Source organism: Streptomyces sp. NPDC049040 (assembly GCF_043197715.1).
GTDB lineage: Bacteria > Actinomycetota > Actinomycetes > Streptomycetales > Streptomycetaceae > Actinacidiphila.
Map to the genome: position 1 here is coordinate 77,757 of NZ_JBICTO010000007.1, position 15,873 is coordinate 93,629.

Below are 15,873 nucleotides of genomic sequence, written 5' to 3' on the forward strand. Positions count from 1 at the left end.
GGGACCAGGGAGCCAACGCATGGGTATCGAAGAGAAACTGCCGAGCGGATTCCTGCTCACGACGGTGGAGACCGCGGCGGGCTGGGTACGTAAGGCGTCGGTCTTCCCGGCCACCTTCGGCCTCGCCTGCTGCGCCATCGAGATGATGACCACCGGTGCCGGGCGCTACGACATGGCCAGGTTCGGCATGGAGGTCTTCCGCGGTTCGCCGCGGCAGGCCGACCTGATGATCGTCGCCGGCCGGGTGAGCCAGAAGATGGCGCCCGTGCTCCGGCAGGTCTACGACCAGATGCCGAATCCGAAGTGGGTCATCTCGATGGGCGTCTGCGCATCGAGCGGCGGGATGTTCAACAACTACGCCATCGTGCAGGGCGTCGACCACATCGTGCCGGTCGACATCTACCTGCCCGGCTGCCCGCCGCGCCCCGAGATGCTGCTCGACGCGATCCTCAAGCTGCACGAGAAGATCCAGGGCGGCAAGCTCGGCGTGAACCGCGAGGAGGCCGCCCGCGAGGCGGAGGAAGCGGCCCGCAAGGCGCTCCCCACGATCGAGATGAAGGGGCTCCTGCGATGACCGAGCAGAACGGGTCCGATGGTGGCCACGGCAGCGTCCCCGCCCCGCGCGAGCAGGCGCCGGGCGAGGTCATCGGCGTCCGCAAGGGCATGTTCGGCGCGAACAACGGCGGCGACACCTCCGGATACGGCGGTCTGGTCCGCACCGTCCGGCTGCCCGGCGCCAGTTCGCGGCCCTACGGCGGCAAGGACGGCGTCTTCGACGAGATCGCCGACGAGCTGGAGGGCGCCCTCGACGAGCAGGGCCTGCCGCCGGCCGAGGCGATCGAGAAGACCGTCGTGGACCGCGGCGAGCTGACCTTCCACATCGCCCGCGAGCACCTGCTGCGGGTCGCCCGCACGCTGCGCGACGACCCGGCACTGCGCTTCGAGCTGTGCACCGGCGTCAGCGGGGTGCACTACCCGGGCGACGAGGGCCGCGAGCTGCACGCCGTCTACCACCTCAGGTCGCTCACCCACGGGCGGCTGATCCGCCTGGAGGTCGGCGTCCCCGACAGCGACCCGCACGTGCCGTCACTGGTGAGCGTCTACCCCACCAACGACTGGCACGAGCGCGAGACCTTCGACTTCTTCGGCATCGTCTTCGACGGCCACCCGGCGCTCACCCGGATCATGATGCCGGACGACTGGCCCGGCCACCCGCAGCGCAAGGACTACCCGCTCGGCGGCATCCCCGTCGAGTACAAGGGTGCCCAGATCCCGGCTCCCGACCAGCGGAGGTCGTACTCATGACGAACGGATACGCGTCCCCCCAGCAGGCCGAGGAGCGCGAGACCACCGAGGGCCGGGTCTTCACCGTCACCGGCGGCGACTGGGACGAGCTGGCCGACACCGTCGGCAAATCCGACGACGAGCGCATCATCGTCAACATGGGTCCGCAGCACCCCTCCACCCATGGAGTGCTCCGGCTGATCCTGGAGATCGACGGCGAGACGGTCACCGAGGCGCGGTCCGGCATCGGCTACCTGCACACCGGCATCGAGAAGAACATGGAGTACAGGACCTGGGTCCAGGGCTCCACCTTCGTGACGCGGATGGACTACCTGACGCCGCTGTTCAACGAGACCGCGTACTGCCTGGCCGTCGAGAAGCTGCTCGGCATCACCGACCAGGTGCCGGACCGGGCGACCGTCATCCGGGTGCTGCTGATGGAGCTCAACCGGATCTCCTCGCACCTGGTGTGCATCGCCACCGGCGGCATGGAGCTGGGCGCCACCACGATCATGATCTACGGCTTCCGGGACCGGGAGCTGATCCTGGACATCCTGGAGCTGATCACCGGGCTCCGGATGAACCACGCCTACGTCCGGGTCGGCGGCCTCGCCCAAGACCTGCCGCCCGGCGCGATGGACCAGGTGCGGGAGTTCGTGAAGACCTTCCGCAAGAACCTCCCCGAGTACGACAAGCTCGCCACCGGCAACCCGATCTTCAAGGGCCGGATGCAGGACGTCGGCTACCTGGACCTGACCGGCTGCATGGCGCTCGGCGCCACCGGCCCGATCCTGCGCGCCGCGGGACTGCCGCACGACCTGCGCAAGTCCGACCCCTACTGCGGCTACGAGACCTACGACTTCGAGGTGCCGACCGCCGACAGCTGCGACTCCTACGGGCGCTTCCTGGTCCGGCTGGCCGAGATGCACGAGAGCCTGCGGATCATCGAGCAGTGCCTGGACCGGCTCGCGCCTGGACCCGTCATGGTCGAGGACAAGAAGATCGCCTGGCCCGCGCAGCTCGCGCTCGGCCCGGACGGCATGGGCAACAGCCTGGACCACATCAAGAAGATCATGGGCACCTCGATGGAGGCCCTGATCCACCACTTCAAGCTGGTCACCGAGGGCTTCAGGGTGCCGGCGGGGCAGGCCTACGCGGCGGTGGAGTCCGCGAAGGGCGAACTGGGCGTGCACGCCGTCAGCGACGGCGGCACCCGCCCCTACCGGGTGCACTTCCGCGACCCGTCCTTCACCAATCTGCAGTCCATGGCGGCGATGTGCGAGGGCGGCCAGCTCGCCGACGTCATCGTCGCGGTGGCGTCCATCGACCCCGTGATGGGAGGCGTCGACCGATGACCGACGTGTCACTGGGCATCCCGCAGATGCCCGCGCCCGACTACCCGGCCGACGTGCGCGCCCGGCTGGAGAGCGACGCCCGGGAGGTGATCGCCCGCTACCCCGGATCGCGCAGCGCGCTGCTGCCGCTGCTGCACCTGGTGCAGTCGGAGGAGGGCCACGTCACCCGCACCGGCATCCGCTTCTGCGCCGAGATGCTGGACCTGACCACCGCGGAGGTCACCGCGGTGTCGACCTTCTACACCATGTACCGCCGCAAGCCGAGCGGCGACTACCAGGTCGGGGTCTGCACCAACACGCTGTGCGCGGTGATGGGCGGCGACGCCATCTTCGACGAGCTCAAGCAGCACCTCGGCGTCGGCAACGACGAGACGACCGCGGACGGCAAGGTCACCCTCGAACACATCGAGTGCAACGCGGCCTGCGACTTCGCCCCTGTGGTGATGGTCAACTGGGAGTTCTTCGACAACCAGACCCCCGACTCCGCCAAGCAGCTGGTCGACGACCTGATCGCCGGCCGCGAGGTGCGCCCCACCCGGGGCGCGCCGCTGTGCACGTACAAGGAGACCGCCCGCATCCTGGCCGGCTTCCCCGACACCCGCGAAGGCGCGGTCGAGGCCAGCGGCGGCGCGGGAGCCGCGTCGCTCGCCGGCCTGCGGCTGCACCGCGGCGAGGCCCCGGCCCGGGTGGTCGGCCAGCGCGCCGAATCCCCCAGCGAGGACGGCGGTTCGTTCTCCGCTCCCTCACCCGCCGAGCACGCAAGCTCGCACGACGCGCCCCGGCAGACGGCCGAGTCCGACCCGGCCCACCCCGCGGACCCGGTCGCCGACAACGCCACAGAGGAGGAGGGCGAGTGATGACCGTGGAACCGGCCGAGAAGCTGCTCGCGCCCGTACTGTCCGCCTTCTGGGACGACCCGCGCTCGTGGACGCTGGAGACCTACCGCAGGCACGACGGCTACGAGGGCCTGACCAAGGCCTTCGCGATGGCCCCCGACGACGTGATCGCCTACGTCAAGGACTCCGGCCTGCGCGGCCGCGGCGGCGCGGGCTTCCCCACCGGCATGAAGTGGCAGTTCATCCCGCAGGGCGACGGCAAGCCGCACTACCTGGTGGTCAACGCGGACGAGTCCGAGCCGGGCACCTGCAAGGACATCCCGCTGCTCTTCGCCAACCCGCACTCGCTCATCGAGGGCATGATCATCGCGTGCTACGCGATCCGCTCGCACCACGCCTTCATCTACCTCCGCGGTGAGACCGTCCCGGTGCTGCGCCGGCTGCACGAAGCCGTCCGCGAGGCCTACGCGGCCGGCTACCTGGGCACCGACATCCAGGGCAGCGGCTTCGACCTGGACATCACCGTCCACGCCGGCGCCGGCGCCTACATCTGCGGTGAGGAGACCGCGCTGCTGGACTCCCTGGAGGGCCGTCGCGGCCAGCCGAGGCTGCGGCCGCCCTTCCCCGCCGTCGAGGGGCTCTACGCCTGCCCCACCGTGGTGAACAACGTCGAGTCCATCGCGTCGGTTCCCGCGATCATGCAGCGCGGCAAGGACTGGTTCAAGTCGATGGGCAGCGAGAAGTCCCCGGGCTTCACGCTCTACTCGCTGTCCGGCCACGTCGCCCGCCCCGGGCAGTACGAGGCCCCGCTCGGCATCACCCTGCGGCAACTGCTCGACATGGGCGGCGGGATGCGCCCGGGCCACCGGCTCAAGTTCTGGACCCCCGGCGGCTCGTCCACCCCGATGTTCACCGACGAGCACCTGGACGTACCCCTGGACTACGAGGGCGTCGGCGCCGCCGGCTCGATGCTCGGCACCAAGGCACTCCAGTGCTTCGACGAGACCACCTGCGTGGTGCGCGCGGTCACCCGGTGGACCGAGTTCTACGCCCACGAGTCGTGCGGCAAGTGCACGCCCTGCCGCGAAGGCACCTACTGGCTGGTGCAGCTGCTCCGCGACATCGAGGCGGGCAAGGGCCGTCTCGAGGACCTGGACAAGCTGAACGACATCGCCGACAACATCAACGGCAAGTCCTTCTGCGCGCTCGGCGACGGCGCGGCCGCCCCGATCTTCTCCTCGCTCACCTACTTCCGCGAGGAGTACGAGGAGCACATCGAGCGCGGGGGCTGCCCCTTCGACCCGGCCCGCTCCACCGCCTGGGCCGACAAGTACCGTACGGAGGCCCACGCGTGACCGTCACCACAAGCAGTGCGTCCTCCGGCGCGGGCCAGCCCGCGGTGCCGCCGGAGGACCTGGTCTCCGTCACCGTCGACGGCATCCCCGTCTCGGTGCCCAAGGGCACCCTGGTGATCAGGGCCGCGGAGATGCTCGGCATCGAGATCCCCCGGTTCTGCGACCACCCGCTGCTCGACCCGGTCGGCGCCTGCCGGCAGTGCATCGTCGAGGTCGAGGGCCAGCGCAAGCCGGTCGCGTCCTGCACCATCACCTGCACCGACGGCATGGTCGTCCGCACCCAGCTGTCCTCGCCGGTCGCCGAGAAGGCGCAGCGCGGGGTGATGGAGCTGCTGCTGATCAACCACCCGCTGGACTGCCCGGTGTGCGACAAGGGCGGCGAGTGCCCGCTGCAGAACCAGGCGATGCAGGTCGGCGACCCCGACACCCGCTTCGAGGGCAGGAAGCGCACCTTCGCCAAGCCGGTGCCGGTCTCGGCGCAGGTACTGCTCGACCGCGAGCGGTGCGTGCTGTGCGCGCGCTGCACCCGGTTCAGCAACCAGGTGGCGGGCGACCCGATGATCGAGCTGCTGGAGCGCGGCGCCCTCCAGCAGGTCGGCACCGGCGAGGGCGACCCGTTCGAGTCGTACTTCTCCGGCAACACCATCCAGATCTGCCCGGTCGGCGCGCTGACCTCGGCCGCCTACCGCTTCCGGTCCCGGCCCTTCGACCTGGTGTCGTCGCCCTCGGTGTGCGAGCACTGCGCCGGCGGCTGCGCCACCCGCACCGACCACCGGCGCGGCAAGGTCATGCGGCGGCTCGCAGCCAACGACCCCGAGGTCAACGAGGAGTGGCTGTGCGACAAGGGCCGCTTCGGCTTCCGCTACGCCCAGCGCCCCGACCGGCTGACCCACCCGCTGGTCCGCAACGCCGACGGTGACCTGGTCGCCGCGTCCTGGCCCGAGGCGCTCGCCGCCGCCGCGGCCGGGCTGACCGCGGCGCACGGCCGGGCCGCCGTACTGCCCGGCGGGCGGCTCACCGTCGAGGACGCCTACGCGTACAGCAAGTTCGCCCGGGTCGTGCTCGGCACCAACGACGTGGACTTCAGGGCCCGCGCGCACTCCGCGGAGGAGGCCGACTTCCTGGCCGCGGCGGTCGCCGGGCGCGGCCTCGACCTCGGGGACGACCCGCAGGGCGCGGGCCGGGCGGCATCGGGCCTGACCAACGCCCGCCTGGAGGCCGCCCCCGCGGTCCTGCTCGCCGGGCTCGAAGCCGAGGAGGAGGCCCCCGGGGTCTTCCTGCGGCTCCGCAAGGCGCACCGCAAGCGCAAGCAGCAGACGTACGCGCTCGCCACCCACACCACCCGCGGCCTGGACAAGGCGGGCGGCATCCTGCTGCCGGCCGCGCCCGGCACGGAACCGGACTGGATGGACGCGCTGGCCGGCGGAGTCGGCCTGGACGAGGCGGGACGGCAGGCCGCCGACGCGCTGCGTGCGGAAGGCGCCGTCATCCTGGTCGGCGAGCGGCTCGCCGCCGTGGCCGGGGCGCTCACCGCGGCGATCCGGCTGGCCACCGCCACCGGCGCCACCCTGGCATGGATCCCGCGCCGGGCCGGCGAGCGCGGCGCGGTCGAGGCCGGCGCGCTGCCCGGACTGCTGCCCGGCGGACGCCCGGTCACCGACCCGCGGGCCCGCGACGAGGTGTCGCGGGTGTGGGGACTGCCCACGCTGCCGGGCCGCTTCGGCCGGGACACCTCCGAGATCCTGGAGGCGGCCGCGACCGGCGAACTGGGCGCGCTGCTCGTCGGCGGCGTCGAGATCGCCGACCTGCCCGACCCGGCCCGCGCCCGCGCGGCCCTGGACGCGGTCGGCTTCGTCGTCAGCCTCGAGCAGCGGCCGAGCGAGGTCACCGACCGCGCCGACGTGGTGCTGCCGGTGGCCGTGGTCGCCGAGAAGTCCGGCACCTTCCTCAACTGGGAGGGCAGGGTGCGGATGTTCGAGGCCGCCATCAAGCCCGACCAGGCCACCAACAGGCACCAGCTGCCCGACGCCCGGGTGCTGACCATGCTGGCCGACGCCCTCGACGTGAAGCTCGGCCTGTCGGACGTACGGTCCGCGCGCGCCGAACTCGACCGCCTCGCCGGGTGGTCGGGCTCCTGGGCGCCCGCGCCGCTGGAGTCCTCGGTGCCGCTGCCCCGCCCCGAGTCCGGTCAGGCGGTCCTCGCGGGCCACCGGCTGCTGCTCGACCAGGGCCGGCTCCAGGACGGCGACGAGGCGCTGGCCGCCACCCGCCACGCGGCGGTGGCCCGGCTGTCCCCGGCGACCGCCGCGGAGGTCGGCGCCGAGGACGGCGCCCCGCTCACCGTCACAGGACCCGCGGGCGCCACCACGCTGCCGCTCGCCGTCACCCCGATGCCGGACCGCGTGGTCTGGCTCCCGCTCAACTCGACGGGCACCGGCGTGGCGTCCGATGTCGGAGCCCGCCCGGGCCAGGTCGTCGCGATCTCCACTGCGGCCGAGAAGACTGCGGAGGCGTCCTCATGAGCGCTCAGTTCGCCGGCGGCAGCCAGCTGGCCGCCACCACGGAGAACCTGTCGTTCTTCGGCAACGACGTCTGGTGGCTGATCCTCCTCAAGGCCGTCTTCTGCTTCGCCTTCGCGATGCTGACCGTGCTGTTCTCCATCGTGTGGGAGCGCAAGGTCGTCGCCTGGATGCAGCTGCGCATCGGCCCCAACCGGCACGGGCCCTGGGGCATGCTCCAGTCGCTCGCCGACGGTGTGAAGCTGATGCTCAAGGAGGACATCACCGTCAAGCGGGCCGACAAGGTGGTGTTCGTCCTCGCCCCGATCGTGGCGGCGATCCCCGCCTTCATGGCCTTCGCGGTGGTGCCCTTCGGCCCCGCCGACAACCAGGTCTCCATCTTCGGGCAGCGCACCGCGCTCCAGCTGACCGACCTGCCGATCGGCATCCTCTACATCCTGGCGACCGCCTCGGTCGGCATCTACGGCATCGTGCTCGCCGGCTGGTCGTCGGGCTCGACGTACCCGCTGCTCGGCGGCCTGCGCGCGTCGGCCCAGATGATCTCGTACGAGATCGCGATGGGCCTGTCCTTCGCCGCGGTCTTCCTCTACTCCGGCTCGATGTCGACCTCGACCATCGTCAGCGCCCAGCACGACCGCTGGTACGTGATCCTGCTGCCGGTGTCGTTCCTGGTCTACGTCTGCACGATGATCGGCGAGACCAACCGCGCCCCCTTCGACATGCCCGAGTCCGAGGGCGACCTCGTCGGCGGCTTCAACACCGAGTACAGCTCGATCAAGTTCGCGCTGTTCATGCTCGCCGAGTACGTCAACATGGTGACCGTCTCGGCGGTCGCGACGACCCTCTTCCTCGGCGGCTGGCGGGCACCCTGGCCGATCAGCACCTTCTGGGAGGGCGCGAACCACGGCTGGTGGCCGATGCTCTGGTTCGTGGTCAAGGTCCAGCTGCTGCTGTTCTTCTTCATCTGGCTGCGCGGCACCCTGCCCCGGGTGCGCTACGACCAGCTGATGAAGCTCGGCTGGAAGGTCCTCATCCCGATCTCGATGGTCTGGCTGATGCTGGTGGCCGCGGTCCGGGCGATGCGCAACGAGGACTACGACTTCACCAAGATCGTGCTGTACATCGCGGGCGCGGTGCTGGTGCTGCTGCTGATCTCGCTGCTCGCGGACCTGTTCAGGGACCGCGAGGACAAGGAGAAGGCGGCCGAGGGCGGACCCCTCGCCCCGCCTGCGACATTCGACCCGATGGCCGGCGGCTACCCCGTACCGCCGCTGCCAGGGCAGCAGGTGCAGCGGGTGCCGCGCCGCCCCAGCCGGGCGGAGCCCCAACTCGTCGGCGCATCCGGCCAGGACGCCCCGGAGCAGGAGAAGCAGGAGGACGGCGATGCCTGAGTTCCTCGGCCCGGTCGCAGGCTTCGGCGTGACCTTCAAGGCCATGTTCAAGAAGCGGCTCACCGAGCAGTACCCCGAGTACAAGAAGCCCACCGCGCCGCGTTTCCACGGCCGGCACCAGCTCAACCGGCACCCGGACGGGCTGGAGAAGTGCGTCGGCTGCGAGCTGTGCGCGTGGGCCTGCCCGGCGGACGCCATCTACGTGGAGGGCGCGGACAACACCGAGGAGGAGCGCTACTCCCCGGGGGAGCGCTACGGCCGCGTCTACCAGATCAACTACGCCCGCTGCATCCTGTGCGGGCTGTGCATCGAGGCGTGCCCGACCCGCGCGCTGACGATGACCAACGAGTACGAACTCGCCGACAGCACCCGCGAGTCGCTGATCTTCACCAAGGAGCAGCTGCTGGCGGGCCTCGAGGAGGGCATGGTCGAGTCGCCGCACTCGATCTTCCCCGGCATGGACGAGGGCGACTACTACCGCGGCCTGGTCACCGAGGCCGCGCCCGGCACCGAACGGCAGGTGGCCGTCTCCAAGGGCGAGAAGCCCGACGAGACGGTGGCCGACGCCGACGCCGGGGACGCCGGGATCACCGCCCCCGGCGGTTCGGCTCCGGCGGGAACGGGGGCCGAGGCATGATGCCGCTCGCGGCCGCCGCCGCCTCGCAGACCTCCACAGGTGAGGCCGTGCAGTTCTGGATCCTGGGCACGGTCGCCGTGCTCGGCGCCCTGGGCACGGTCCTGATGAAGAAGTCCATCCACAGCGCCCTGTCGCTGGCCGGCACGATGATCATCCTGGCGGTCTTCTACCTGGCCCAGGGCGCCTACTTCCTGGGCGTCGTCCAGATCGTCGTCTACACCGGCGCGATCATGATGCTGTTCCTCTTCGTGGTCATGCTGGTCGGCATCACCGCGGCGGACTCCCTCAAGGAGACCCTCAAGGGCCAGCGCATCATGGCGGCGGTGTGCGGGCTCGGCTTCGGCGTCCTGCTGATCGCCGGCATCGCCAACGCCTCGCTGCACACCTTCACCGGCCTCGGGCAGGCCAACACCGCCGACGGCGGCAACGTCCAGGGTCTGGCGCACCTGCTGTTCACCAAGTACGTGTGGGCCTTCGAGATCACCGGCGCGCTGCTGATCACCGCGGCCGTCGGCGCGATGGTCCTCACCCACCGGGAGCGCACCGAGGAGCGCCGCACGCAGCGCGAGCTGTCCGAGGCCAGGGTGCGCGAGGGCCGCCAGGTCACCCCGCTGCCCGCGCCCGGCACCTACGCCCGGCACAACGCGGTGGACATCCCGGCGCTGCTGCCCGACGGCACCATCTCCGAACTGTCGGTCAGCTCCACGCTGCGCGACCGCGGCCAGATCCGCGACGTGTCGGGGGACGCCATGCGGCGGCTCGCCGACCTGGAGCAGAGCTCGGAGCGGTGGCTCGGCCGTGCGGCCGACCGCCCCGGGGTCGAGTCGTCCGAGCGGACCGGGGACAACGACCGGGCCGAGGAGGGTGCCAAGTGAATCCGGCCAACTACCTTTACCTGTCGGCGCTGCTGTTCACCATCGGCGCCGCAGGTGTACTGATCCGGCGCAACGCGATCGTCGTCTTCATGTGCGTCGAGCTGATGCTGAACGCCTGCAACCTGGCGTTCGTCACCTTCTCCCGGCTGCACGGCAACCTCGACGGGCAGGTCATCGCGTTCTTCACGATGGTCGTGGCCGCTGCCGAGGTCGTGGTCGGGCTCGCGATCATCGTGTCGATCTTCCGTTCCCGCCACTCGGCCTCGGTCGACGACGCCAATCTCATGAAGCTGTAGAGGGGCTGCGACAGTGGAAACCCTGATCGGACTGCTCGTCGCGGCGCCGCTGCTCGGCGCCGGCGTGCTGCTGACCGGCGGCAGGCGGCTGGACCGCGTCGGCCACTGGCTCGGCACGCTGCTGGCGCTGCTGTCCTTCGTGTTCGGCGTGGTCCTGTTCTCCGACATGCTGGGCAAGGACGCCGAGGCGCGGACCCTGAACTCGCACCTGTTCACCTGGGTGCCCGTCGACGGCTTCCAGGCCGACGTCGGCTTCCAGCTCGACCAGCTGTCGATGACGTTCGTGCTGCTGATCACCGGTGTGGGCACTCTGATCCACATCTACTCGATCGGCTACATGGCGCACGACGAGCGCCGCCGCCGCTTCTTCGGCTACCTCAACCTCTTCCTCGCGGCGATGCTCCTGCTGGTCGTGGCCGACAACTACTTCCTGCTGTACGCCGGCTGGGAGGGTGTCGGCCTGGCGTCGTACCTGCTGATCGGCTTCTGGCAGCACAAGCCGAGCGCGGCGACCGCGGCGAAGAAGGCCTTCATCGTCAACCGGGTCGGCGACATCGGCCTGTCGGTGGCGATCATGCTGATGTTCACCACCTTCGGCTCCTTCGCCTTCAACCAGGTGCTGCCGCAGGCGCAGCAGGCGTCCACCACGCAGCACGCCACCGTCACCGGCATCGGCTTCATGCTGCTGCTGGCCGCGTGCGGCAAGTCGGCGCAGGTGCCGCTGCAGTCCTGGCTCGGCGACGCGATGGAGGGCCCGACCCCGGTCTCGGCCCTCATCCACGCGGCGACGATGGTGACCGCGGGCGTCTACCTCATCACCCGCTCGGGCGCGATCTTCAACGCGGCGCCCGACGCGCAGACCGCGGTGGTCACCGTCGGCGCGGTCACGCTGCTGTTCGGTGCGATCGTCGGTTGCGCGAAGGACGACATCAAGAAGGCGCTGGCCGGCTCGACGATGTCGCAGATCGGCTACATGATCATGGCGGCGGGGCTCGGCCCCATCGGCTACGTCTTCGCGATCATGCACCTGGTCACGCACGGCTTCTTCAAGGCGGGCCTCTTCCTCGGTGCCGGTTCCGTCATGCACGGCATGAACGACGAGGTGGACATGCGCCGCTACGGCGGCCTGCGCAAGTACATGCCGGTCACCTTCGTCACCTTCGGCCTCGGCTATCTGGCGATCATCGGCTTCCCCGGCCTGTCCGGCTTCTTCTCCAAGGACAAGATCATCGAGGCCGCCTTCGCCAAGGGCGGCACCGAGGGCTGGATCCTGGGCGGCGCGGGACTGCTGGGCGCCGCGATCACCGCCTTCTACATGACCCGCGTGATGCTGATGACCTTCTTCGGCGAGAAGCGCTGGCAGCCGGACGCGGAAGGCCACGAGCCGCACCCGCACGAGTCGCCGAAGTCGATGACCATCCCGATGATCATCCTGGCCTTCGGCTCGGTCTTCGCCGGCGCCTTCTTCTCCCTCAACTCGCGCTTCGTGCACTGGCTCGAGCCGGTCACCGGCCACACCGAGGGCGACTCGCCGGTCAGCGCGAGCACGGTCACCGTCGCCACCATGGTGGTGCTGGTCGTCGGCGTCGCCCTCGCCTGGCTGATGTACGGGCGCAGGTCCGTCCCCGCGGTCGCGCCGCGCGGCTCGCTGCTGACCAGGGCGGCCCGCCGCGACCTGCTCCAGGACGACTTCAACCACGTCGTCCTGGTCCGCGGCGGCGAGCACCTCACCCGCTCGCTCGTCTACCTCGACCACTCCCTGGTCGACGGCGTCGTCAACGGCACCGCCGCCTCGGTCGGCGGCCTGTCCGGCCGGCTCCGCAAGATCCAGAACGGCTACGTGCGTTCGTACGCCGTCTCGATGCTCGGCGGCACCGCGGTGCTGGTCGCCGCGACTCTTCTCATGAGGGCGGTCTGATCATGTCCTTTCCCCTCCTCACCGTCACCGCCGCCCTGCCCGCCGTGGGCGCGGTCGTCACCGCCGCGGTCCCCGCGGCGCAGCGCGCCGCCGCCAAGTACACGGCCCTGCTGTTCTCGCTCGCGACCCTGGTGCTGGCAGCCGTCGTCCTGGTCAGGTTCGACCCGGACGGCGACCGCTACCAGCTGACCGAGTCGCACGCCTGGATCAAGGACTTCGGGCTGCGCTACGACCTGGGCGTGGACGGCATCGCGGCGGTGATGGTGGCGCTGACCGCGCTGCTGATCCCGTTCGTGATGCTGGCCGGCTGGCACGACGCCGACCCGCTCGAGGACGCCGACCCCAACCGGCGCTGGCGGCCCACCCAGGGCTTCTTCGCGCTGATCCTGCTGGTCGAGGCGATGGTGGTGCTCTCCTTCGAGGCCACCGACGTCTTCCTCTTCTACATCTTCTTCGAAGCCATGCTCATCCCGGTGTACTTCCTCATCGGCGGCTTCGGCGACCGCGCGCACGCGGCGGGCGAGGAGGAGGCGGCACGCCAGCGGTCGTACGCGGCGGTCAAGTTCCTGCTCTACAACCTGGCCGGCGGTCTGATCATGCTGGCCGCGGTCATCGGCCTCTACACCGTGACCGCGCACCAGCTGGGCACCGGCACCTTCTCCCTCCAGGAGATCCTGTCGGCCCGCGCCAGCGGCAAGCTGCACATCGAGACCTCGACCGAGCGCTGGCTCTTCCTCGGCTTCTTCTTCGCCTTCGCGGTGAAGGCCCCGCTGTGGCCGCTGCACACCTGGCTGCCGAACGCGATGGGCGAGTCGACCGCCCCGGTCGCCGTCCTGATCACCGCGGTCGTCGACAAGGTCGGCACCTTCGCGATGCTGCGCTTCTGCCTCCAGCTCTTCCCCGAGGCGTCCAAGTGGGCGACCCCGGTGATCCTGGTGCTCGCGGTGATCAGCATCATCTACGGCGCCCTGCTCGCCGTCGGCCAGCGGGACATCAAGCGGCTGATCGCCTACGCGTCCGTGTCGCACTTCGGCTTCATCATCCTGGGCATCTTCGCGATGACCAGCCAGGGCCAGTCCGGCGCGACGCTCTACATGGTCAACCACGGCATCTCGACGGCCGCCCTGCTGCTGGTCGCCGGCTTCCTGATCACCCGGCGCGGTTCGCGGCTCATCGCGGACTTCGGCGGGGTGCAGAAGGTCGCCCCCGTGCTGGCCGGCACCTTCCTGATCGGCGGCCTCGCCACCCTGTCGCTACCGGGGCTCGCGCCCTTCGTCAGCGAATTCCTGGTCCTGGTCGGCACGTTCAGCCGCTACCCGGTCCTGGGGATCGTCGCGACGCTGGGCATCGTGCTGGCCGCCCTCTACGTGCTGGTGCTCTACCAGCGCACCATGACCGGCCCGGTCAAGGCCGGTATCGAGGGGATGTCCGACCTCAAGGTGCGTGAGCTGGTGGTGGTCACCCCGCTGATCGCCCTGCTGATCTTCCTGGGCGTCTACCCCAAGCCGGTCACCGACATCGTCAACCCGTCGGTGCACCACACGCTCTCCGACGTGCACAAGACCGACCCCAAGCCCGCGCTGGAGGCGAAGAAGTGAGCGCATCCTCCGTCCACAGCCTGTGGACAACGGCGGCGCCAGTCGCCGACAAGTTCCCCACCCCGCACATCGAGTACGCCCAGCTGTCCCCGGTCCTGGTCGTCTTCGGGGCCGCGGCACTCGGCGTGCTGGTCGAGGCGTTCCTGCCCAGGCGGTCCCGCTACACCGCGCAGACCGTGCTCGCCGTGGTCGGACTCGCGGCGGCCTTCGCCGCGGTGATCGCCCTCGCCGAGAAGGGCTACGGCACCACCAAGGCGCACGTCGCGGCGATGGGGGCGGTGGCCGTCGACGGCCCCGCGCTCTTCCTCCAGGGCACCATCCTGCTGGTCGGGATCGTGGCGGTCTTCACCTTCGCCGAGCGCAGGCTCGACCCCCGCGCGCACGGCAACCAGGTCGACTCCTTCGCCGCCCAGGGCTCCGCGGTGCCCGGCAGCGACCAGGAGAAGGCGGCGGTGCGGGCCGGCTTCACCAGCACCGAGGTCTTCCCGCTGCTGATGTTCGCCGTCGGCGGCATGCTGATCTTCCCGGCGGCCAACGACCTGCTGACGCTCTTCGTGGCGCTCGAGGTCTTCTCGCTGCCGCTGTACATCCTTTGCGCGCTGGCCCGCCGCAACCGCCTGATGTCCCAGGAAGCCGCCGTCAAGTACTTCCTGCTCGGCGCCTTCTCCTCGGCCTTCCTGCTGTTCGGCATCGCCCTGCTCTACGGCTACGCGGGCACCGTGTCGTACTCCGGCATCTCCGCGGTCATCGACGGCACCGCCCCGATGACCCCGGCGCTCGCCTCCACGACCGGCAACGACGCGCTGCTGCTGATCGGCCTGGCGATGGTCGCGATGGGCCTGCTGTTCAAGGTCGGCGCCGTGCCCTTCCACATGTGGACGCCCGACGTCTACCAGGGCGCGCCCACCCCGGTCACCGGCTTCATGGCCTCCGCCACCAAGGTCGCCGCCTTCGGCGCGCTGCTGCGGCTGCTCTACGTCGTCCTGCCGGGCATGCGGTGGGACTGGCGGCCCGTCATGTGGGGCGTCGCGATCATCACGATGCTCGCCGGCGCGGTCATCGCGGTCACCCAGACCGACGTCAAGCGGCTGCTCGCCTACTCGTCGATCGCGCACGCGGGCTTCATCCTCGCGGGCGTCATCGCCACGACCCCTTCGGGTGTCTCCTCCGTCCTGTTCTACCTCGCGGCCTACTCCTTCGTGACGCTCGGCGCCTTCGCCGTGGTCACCCTGGTCCGCGACGCGGGCGGCGAGGCCACCCACCTGTCCCGCTGGGCGGGCCTGGGCCGCCGCTCGCCGCTGGTCGCGGCGGTCTTCGCGGTCTTCCTGCTGGCCTTCGCCGGCATCCCGCTGACGTCCGGCTTCGCCGGGAAGTTCGCGGTCTTCACCGCGGCCGCGCAGGGCGGGGCGATGCCGCTGGTCATCGTCGGTGTGATCTCGTCGGCGATCGCGGCCTTCTTCTACATCCGGGTGATCGTGCTGATGTTCTTCAGCGAGCCCAAGCCCGACGGCCCGACCGTCGCCGTCCCGTCCGCGATGACATCCACGGCGATCGCCCTTGGCGTCGCGGTGACCCTCGTGCTCGGCCTCGCGCCGCAGTACTTCCTCGACCTCGCCGACAAGGCGGGCGTCTTCGTCCGGTAGCCCCTACGGGCCACCCACGCGCCGCGGGGGGGGGGGGGGGGGGGCCCCCCCCCCCCGCGGGGGGGGGGGGGGGGCCCCGGGGGGGGCCCCCCCCCCCCGGGGCGGGCCGCCCGGGGGGGGCCCCGGGCCCCCGGGGGAGCGGGGCACCGGGGGGGGGGCCCCCCCG

Annotated in this window: 13 protein-coding genes; all 13 read left to right on the forward strand. The window is 70.8% G+C overall.

Annotation, left to right across the window (positions count from 1 at the left end; genetic code table 11):
* Positions 1-19 precede the first annotated feature (19 nt).
* The 13 genes from ACGFMP_RS19775 to nuoN are packed head-to-tail and all read left to right on the forward strand — an operon-like array spanning position 20 to position 15,707.
* Positions 20-574 (forward strand): NADH-quinone oxidoreductase subunit B family protein, encoded by a 555-nt coding sequence (locus ACGFMP_RS19775; RefSeq protein WP_033177720.1) that lies wholly within the window; start codon positions 20-22, stop codon positions 572-574.
* Complete coding sequence (locus ACGFMP_RS19780; protein ID WP_393673907.1) at positions 571-1,305, forward strand: NADH-quinone oxidoreductase subunit C; 735 nt, start codon at positions 571-573, stop codon at positions 1,303-1,305. The genes ACGFMP_RS19775 and ACGFMP_RS19780 overlap by 4 nt, the downstream gene beginning before the upstream one ends.
* A complete protein-coding gene (locus tag ACGFMP_RS19785; RefSeq protein WP_393673909.1) occupies positions 1,302-2,639 on the forward strand; it encodes an NADH-quinone oxidoreductase subunit D in 1,338 nt (445 codons plus the stop codon). Before ACGFMP_RS19780 ends, ACGFMP_RS19785 begins: the two co-directional genes overlap by 4 nt.
* Positions 2,636-3,496 (forward strand): NADH-quinone oxidoreductase subunit NuoE, encoded by an 861-nt coding sequence (gene nuoE / locus ACGFMP_RS19790; RefSeq protein ID WP_393673911.1) that lies wholly within the window; start codon positions 2,636-2,638, stop codon positions 3,494-3,496. The genes ACGFMP_RS19785 and nuoE overlap by 4 nt, the downstream gene beginning before the upstream one ends.
* Positions 3,496-4,830 (forward strand): NADH-quinone oxidoreductase subunit NuoF, encoded by a 1,335-nt coding sequence (gene nuoF / locus ACGFMP_RS19795; protein ID WP_393673912.1) that lies wholly within the window; start codon positions 3,496-3,498, stop codon positions 4,828-4,830. Before nuoE ends, nuoF begins: the two co-directional genes overlap by 1 nt.
* A complete protein-coding gene (locus ACGFMP_RS19800) occupies positions 4,827-7,352 on the forward strand; it encodes an NADH-quinone oxidoreductase subunit G (RefSeq protein ID WP_393673914.1) in 2,526 nt (841 codons plus the stop codon). Before nuoF ends, ACGFMP_RS19800 begins: the two co-directional genes overlap by 4 nt.
* Positions 7,349-8,740: an NADH-quinone oxidoreductase subunit NuoH gene (nuoH, locus tag ACGFMP_RS19805; protein ID WP_393673916.1), complete on the forward strand. Its 1,392-nt coding sequence runs from the start codon at positions 7,349-7,351 to the stop codon at positions 8,738-8,740. Before ACGFMP_RS19800 ends, nuoH begins: the two co-directional genes overlap by 4 nt.
* The gene (gene nuoI, locus ACGFMP_RS19810; RefSeq protein ID WP_393673918.1) at positions 8,733-9,377 is read left to right on the forward strand and encodes an NADH-quinone oxidoreductase subunit NuoI; all 645 of its coding nucleotides are present in this window, start codon (positions 8,733-8,735) and stop codon (positions 9,375-9,377) included. The genes nuoH and nuoI overlap by 8 nt, the downstream gene beginning before the upstream one ends.
* A complete protein-coding gene (locus ACGFMP_RS19815; RefSeq protein WP_393673920.1) occupies positions 9,374-10,252 on the forward strand; it encodes an NADH-quinone oxidoreductase subunit J in 879 nt (292 codons plus the stop codon). The genes nuoI and ACGFMP_RS19815 overlap by 4 nt, the downstream gene beginning before the upstream one ends.
* Positions 10,249-10,548 carry an NADH-quinone oxidoreductase subunit NuoK gene (gene nuoK / locus ACGFMP_RS19820; protein ID WP_033177728.1) on the forward strand — a complete coding sequence of 100 codons (300 nt, stop codon included), beginning with the start codon at positions 10,249-10,251 and terminating at the stop codon, positions 10,546-10,548. Before ACGFMP_RS19815 ends, nuoK begins: the two co-directional genes overlap by 4 nt.
* A gap of 13 nt (positions 10,549-10,561) precedes the next feature.
* The gene (nuoL, locus tag ACGFMP_RS19825; protein ID WP_393673922.1) at positions 10,562-12,466 is read left to right on the forward strand and encodes an NADH-quinone oxidoreductase subunit L; all 1,905 of its coding nucleotides are present in this window, start codon (positions 10,562-10,564) and stop codon (positions 12,464-12,466) included.
* 2 nt (positions 12,467-12,468) lie between these two features.
* Positions 12,469-14,064 carry an NADH-quinone oxidoreductase subunit M gene (locus tag ACGFMP_RS19830; protein WP_393673924.1) on the forward strand — a complete coding sequence of 532 codons (1,596 nt, stop codon included), beginning with the start codon at positions 12,469-12,471 and terminating at the stop codon, positions 14,062-14,064.
* Positions 14,061-15,707, forward strand: coding sequence for an NADH-quinone oxidoreductase subunit NuoN (gene nuoN, locus ACGFMP_RS19835; protein ID WP_393673925.1), 1,647 nt, complete (start codon positions 14,061-14,063; stop codon positions 15,705-15,707). Before ACGFMP_RS19830 ends, nuoN begins: the two co-directional genes overlap by 4 nt.
* Positions 15,708-15,873: the final 166 nt, after the last annotated feature.

What these genes read in the sequence shown, in the direction of transcription:
- nuoF (WP_393673912.1), top strand. Translation starts at nt 3,496, where the DNA reads ATGACCGTGGAACCGGCCGAGAAGCTGCTCGCGCCCGTACTGTCCGCC.
- nuoH (WP_393673916.1), top strand. Translation starts at nt 7,349, where the DNA reads ATGAGCGCTCAGTTCGCCGGCGGCAGCCAGCTGGCCGCCACCACGGAG.
- nuoI (WP_393673918.1), top strand. Translation starts at nt 8,733, where the DNA reads ATGCCTGAGTTCCTCGGCCCGGTCGCAGGCTTCGGCGTGACCTTCAAG.
- ACGFMP_RS19785 (WP_393673909.1), top strand. Translation starts at nt 1,302, where the DNA reads ATGACGAACGGATACGCGTCCCCCCAGCAGGCCGAGGAGCGCGAGACC.
- ACGFMP_RS19780 (WP_393673907.1), top strand. Translation starts at nt 571, where the DNA reads ATGACCGAGCAGAACGGGTCCGATGGTGGCCACGGCAGCGTCCCCGCC.
- nuoE (WP_393673911.1), top strand. Translation starts at nt 2,636, where the DNA reads ATGACCGACGTGTCACTGGGCATCCCGCAGATGCCCGCGCCCGACTAC.
- ACGFMP_RS19775 (WP_033177720.1), top strand. Translation starts at nt 20, where the DNA reads ATGGGTATCGAAGAGAAACTGCCGAGCGGATTCCTGCTCACGACGGTG.
- ACGFMP_RS19815 (WP_393673920.1), top strand. Translation starts at nt 9,374, where the DNA reads ATGATGCCGCTCGCGGCCGCCGCCGCCTCGCAGACCTCCACAGGTGAG.
- ACGFMP_RS19830 (WP_393673924.1), top strand. Translation starts at nt 12,469, where the DNA reads ATGTCCTTTCCCCTCCTCACCGTCACCGCCGCCCTGCCCGCCGTGGGC.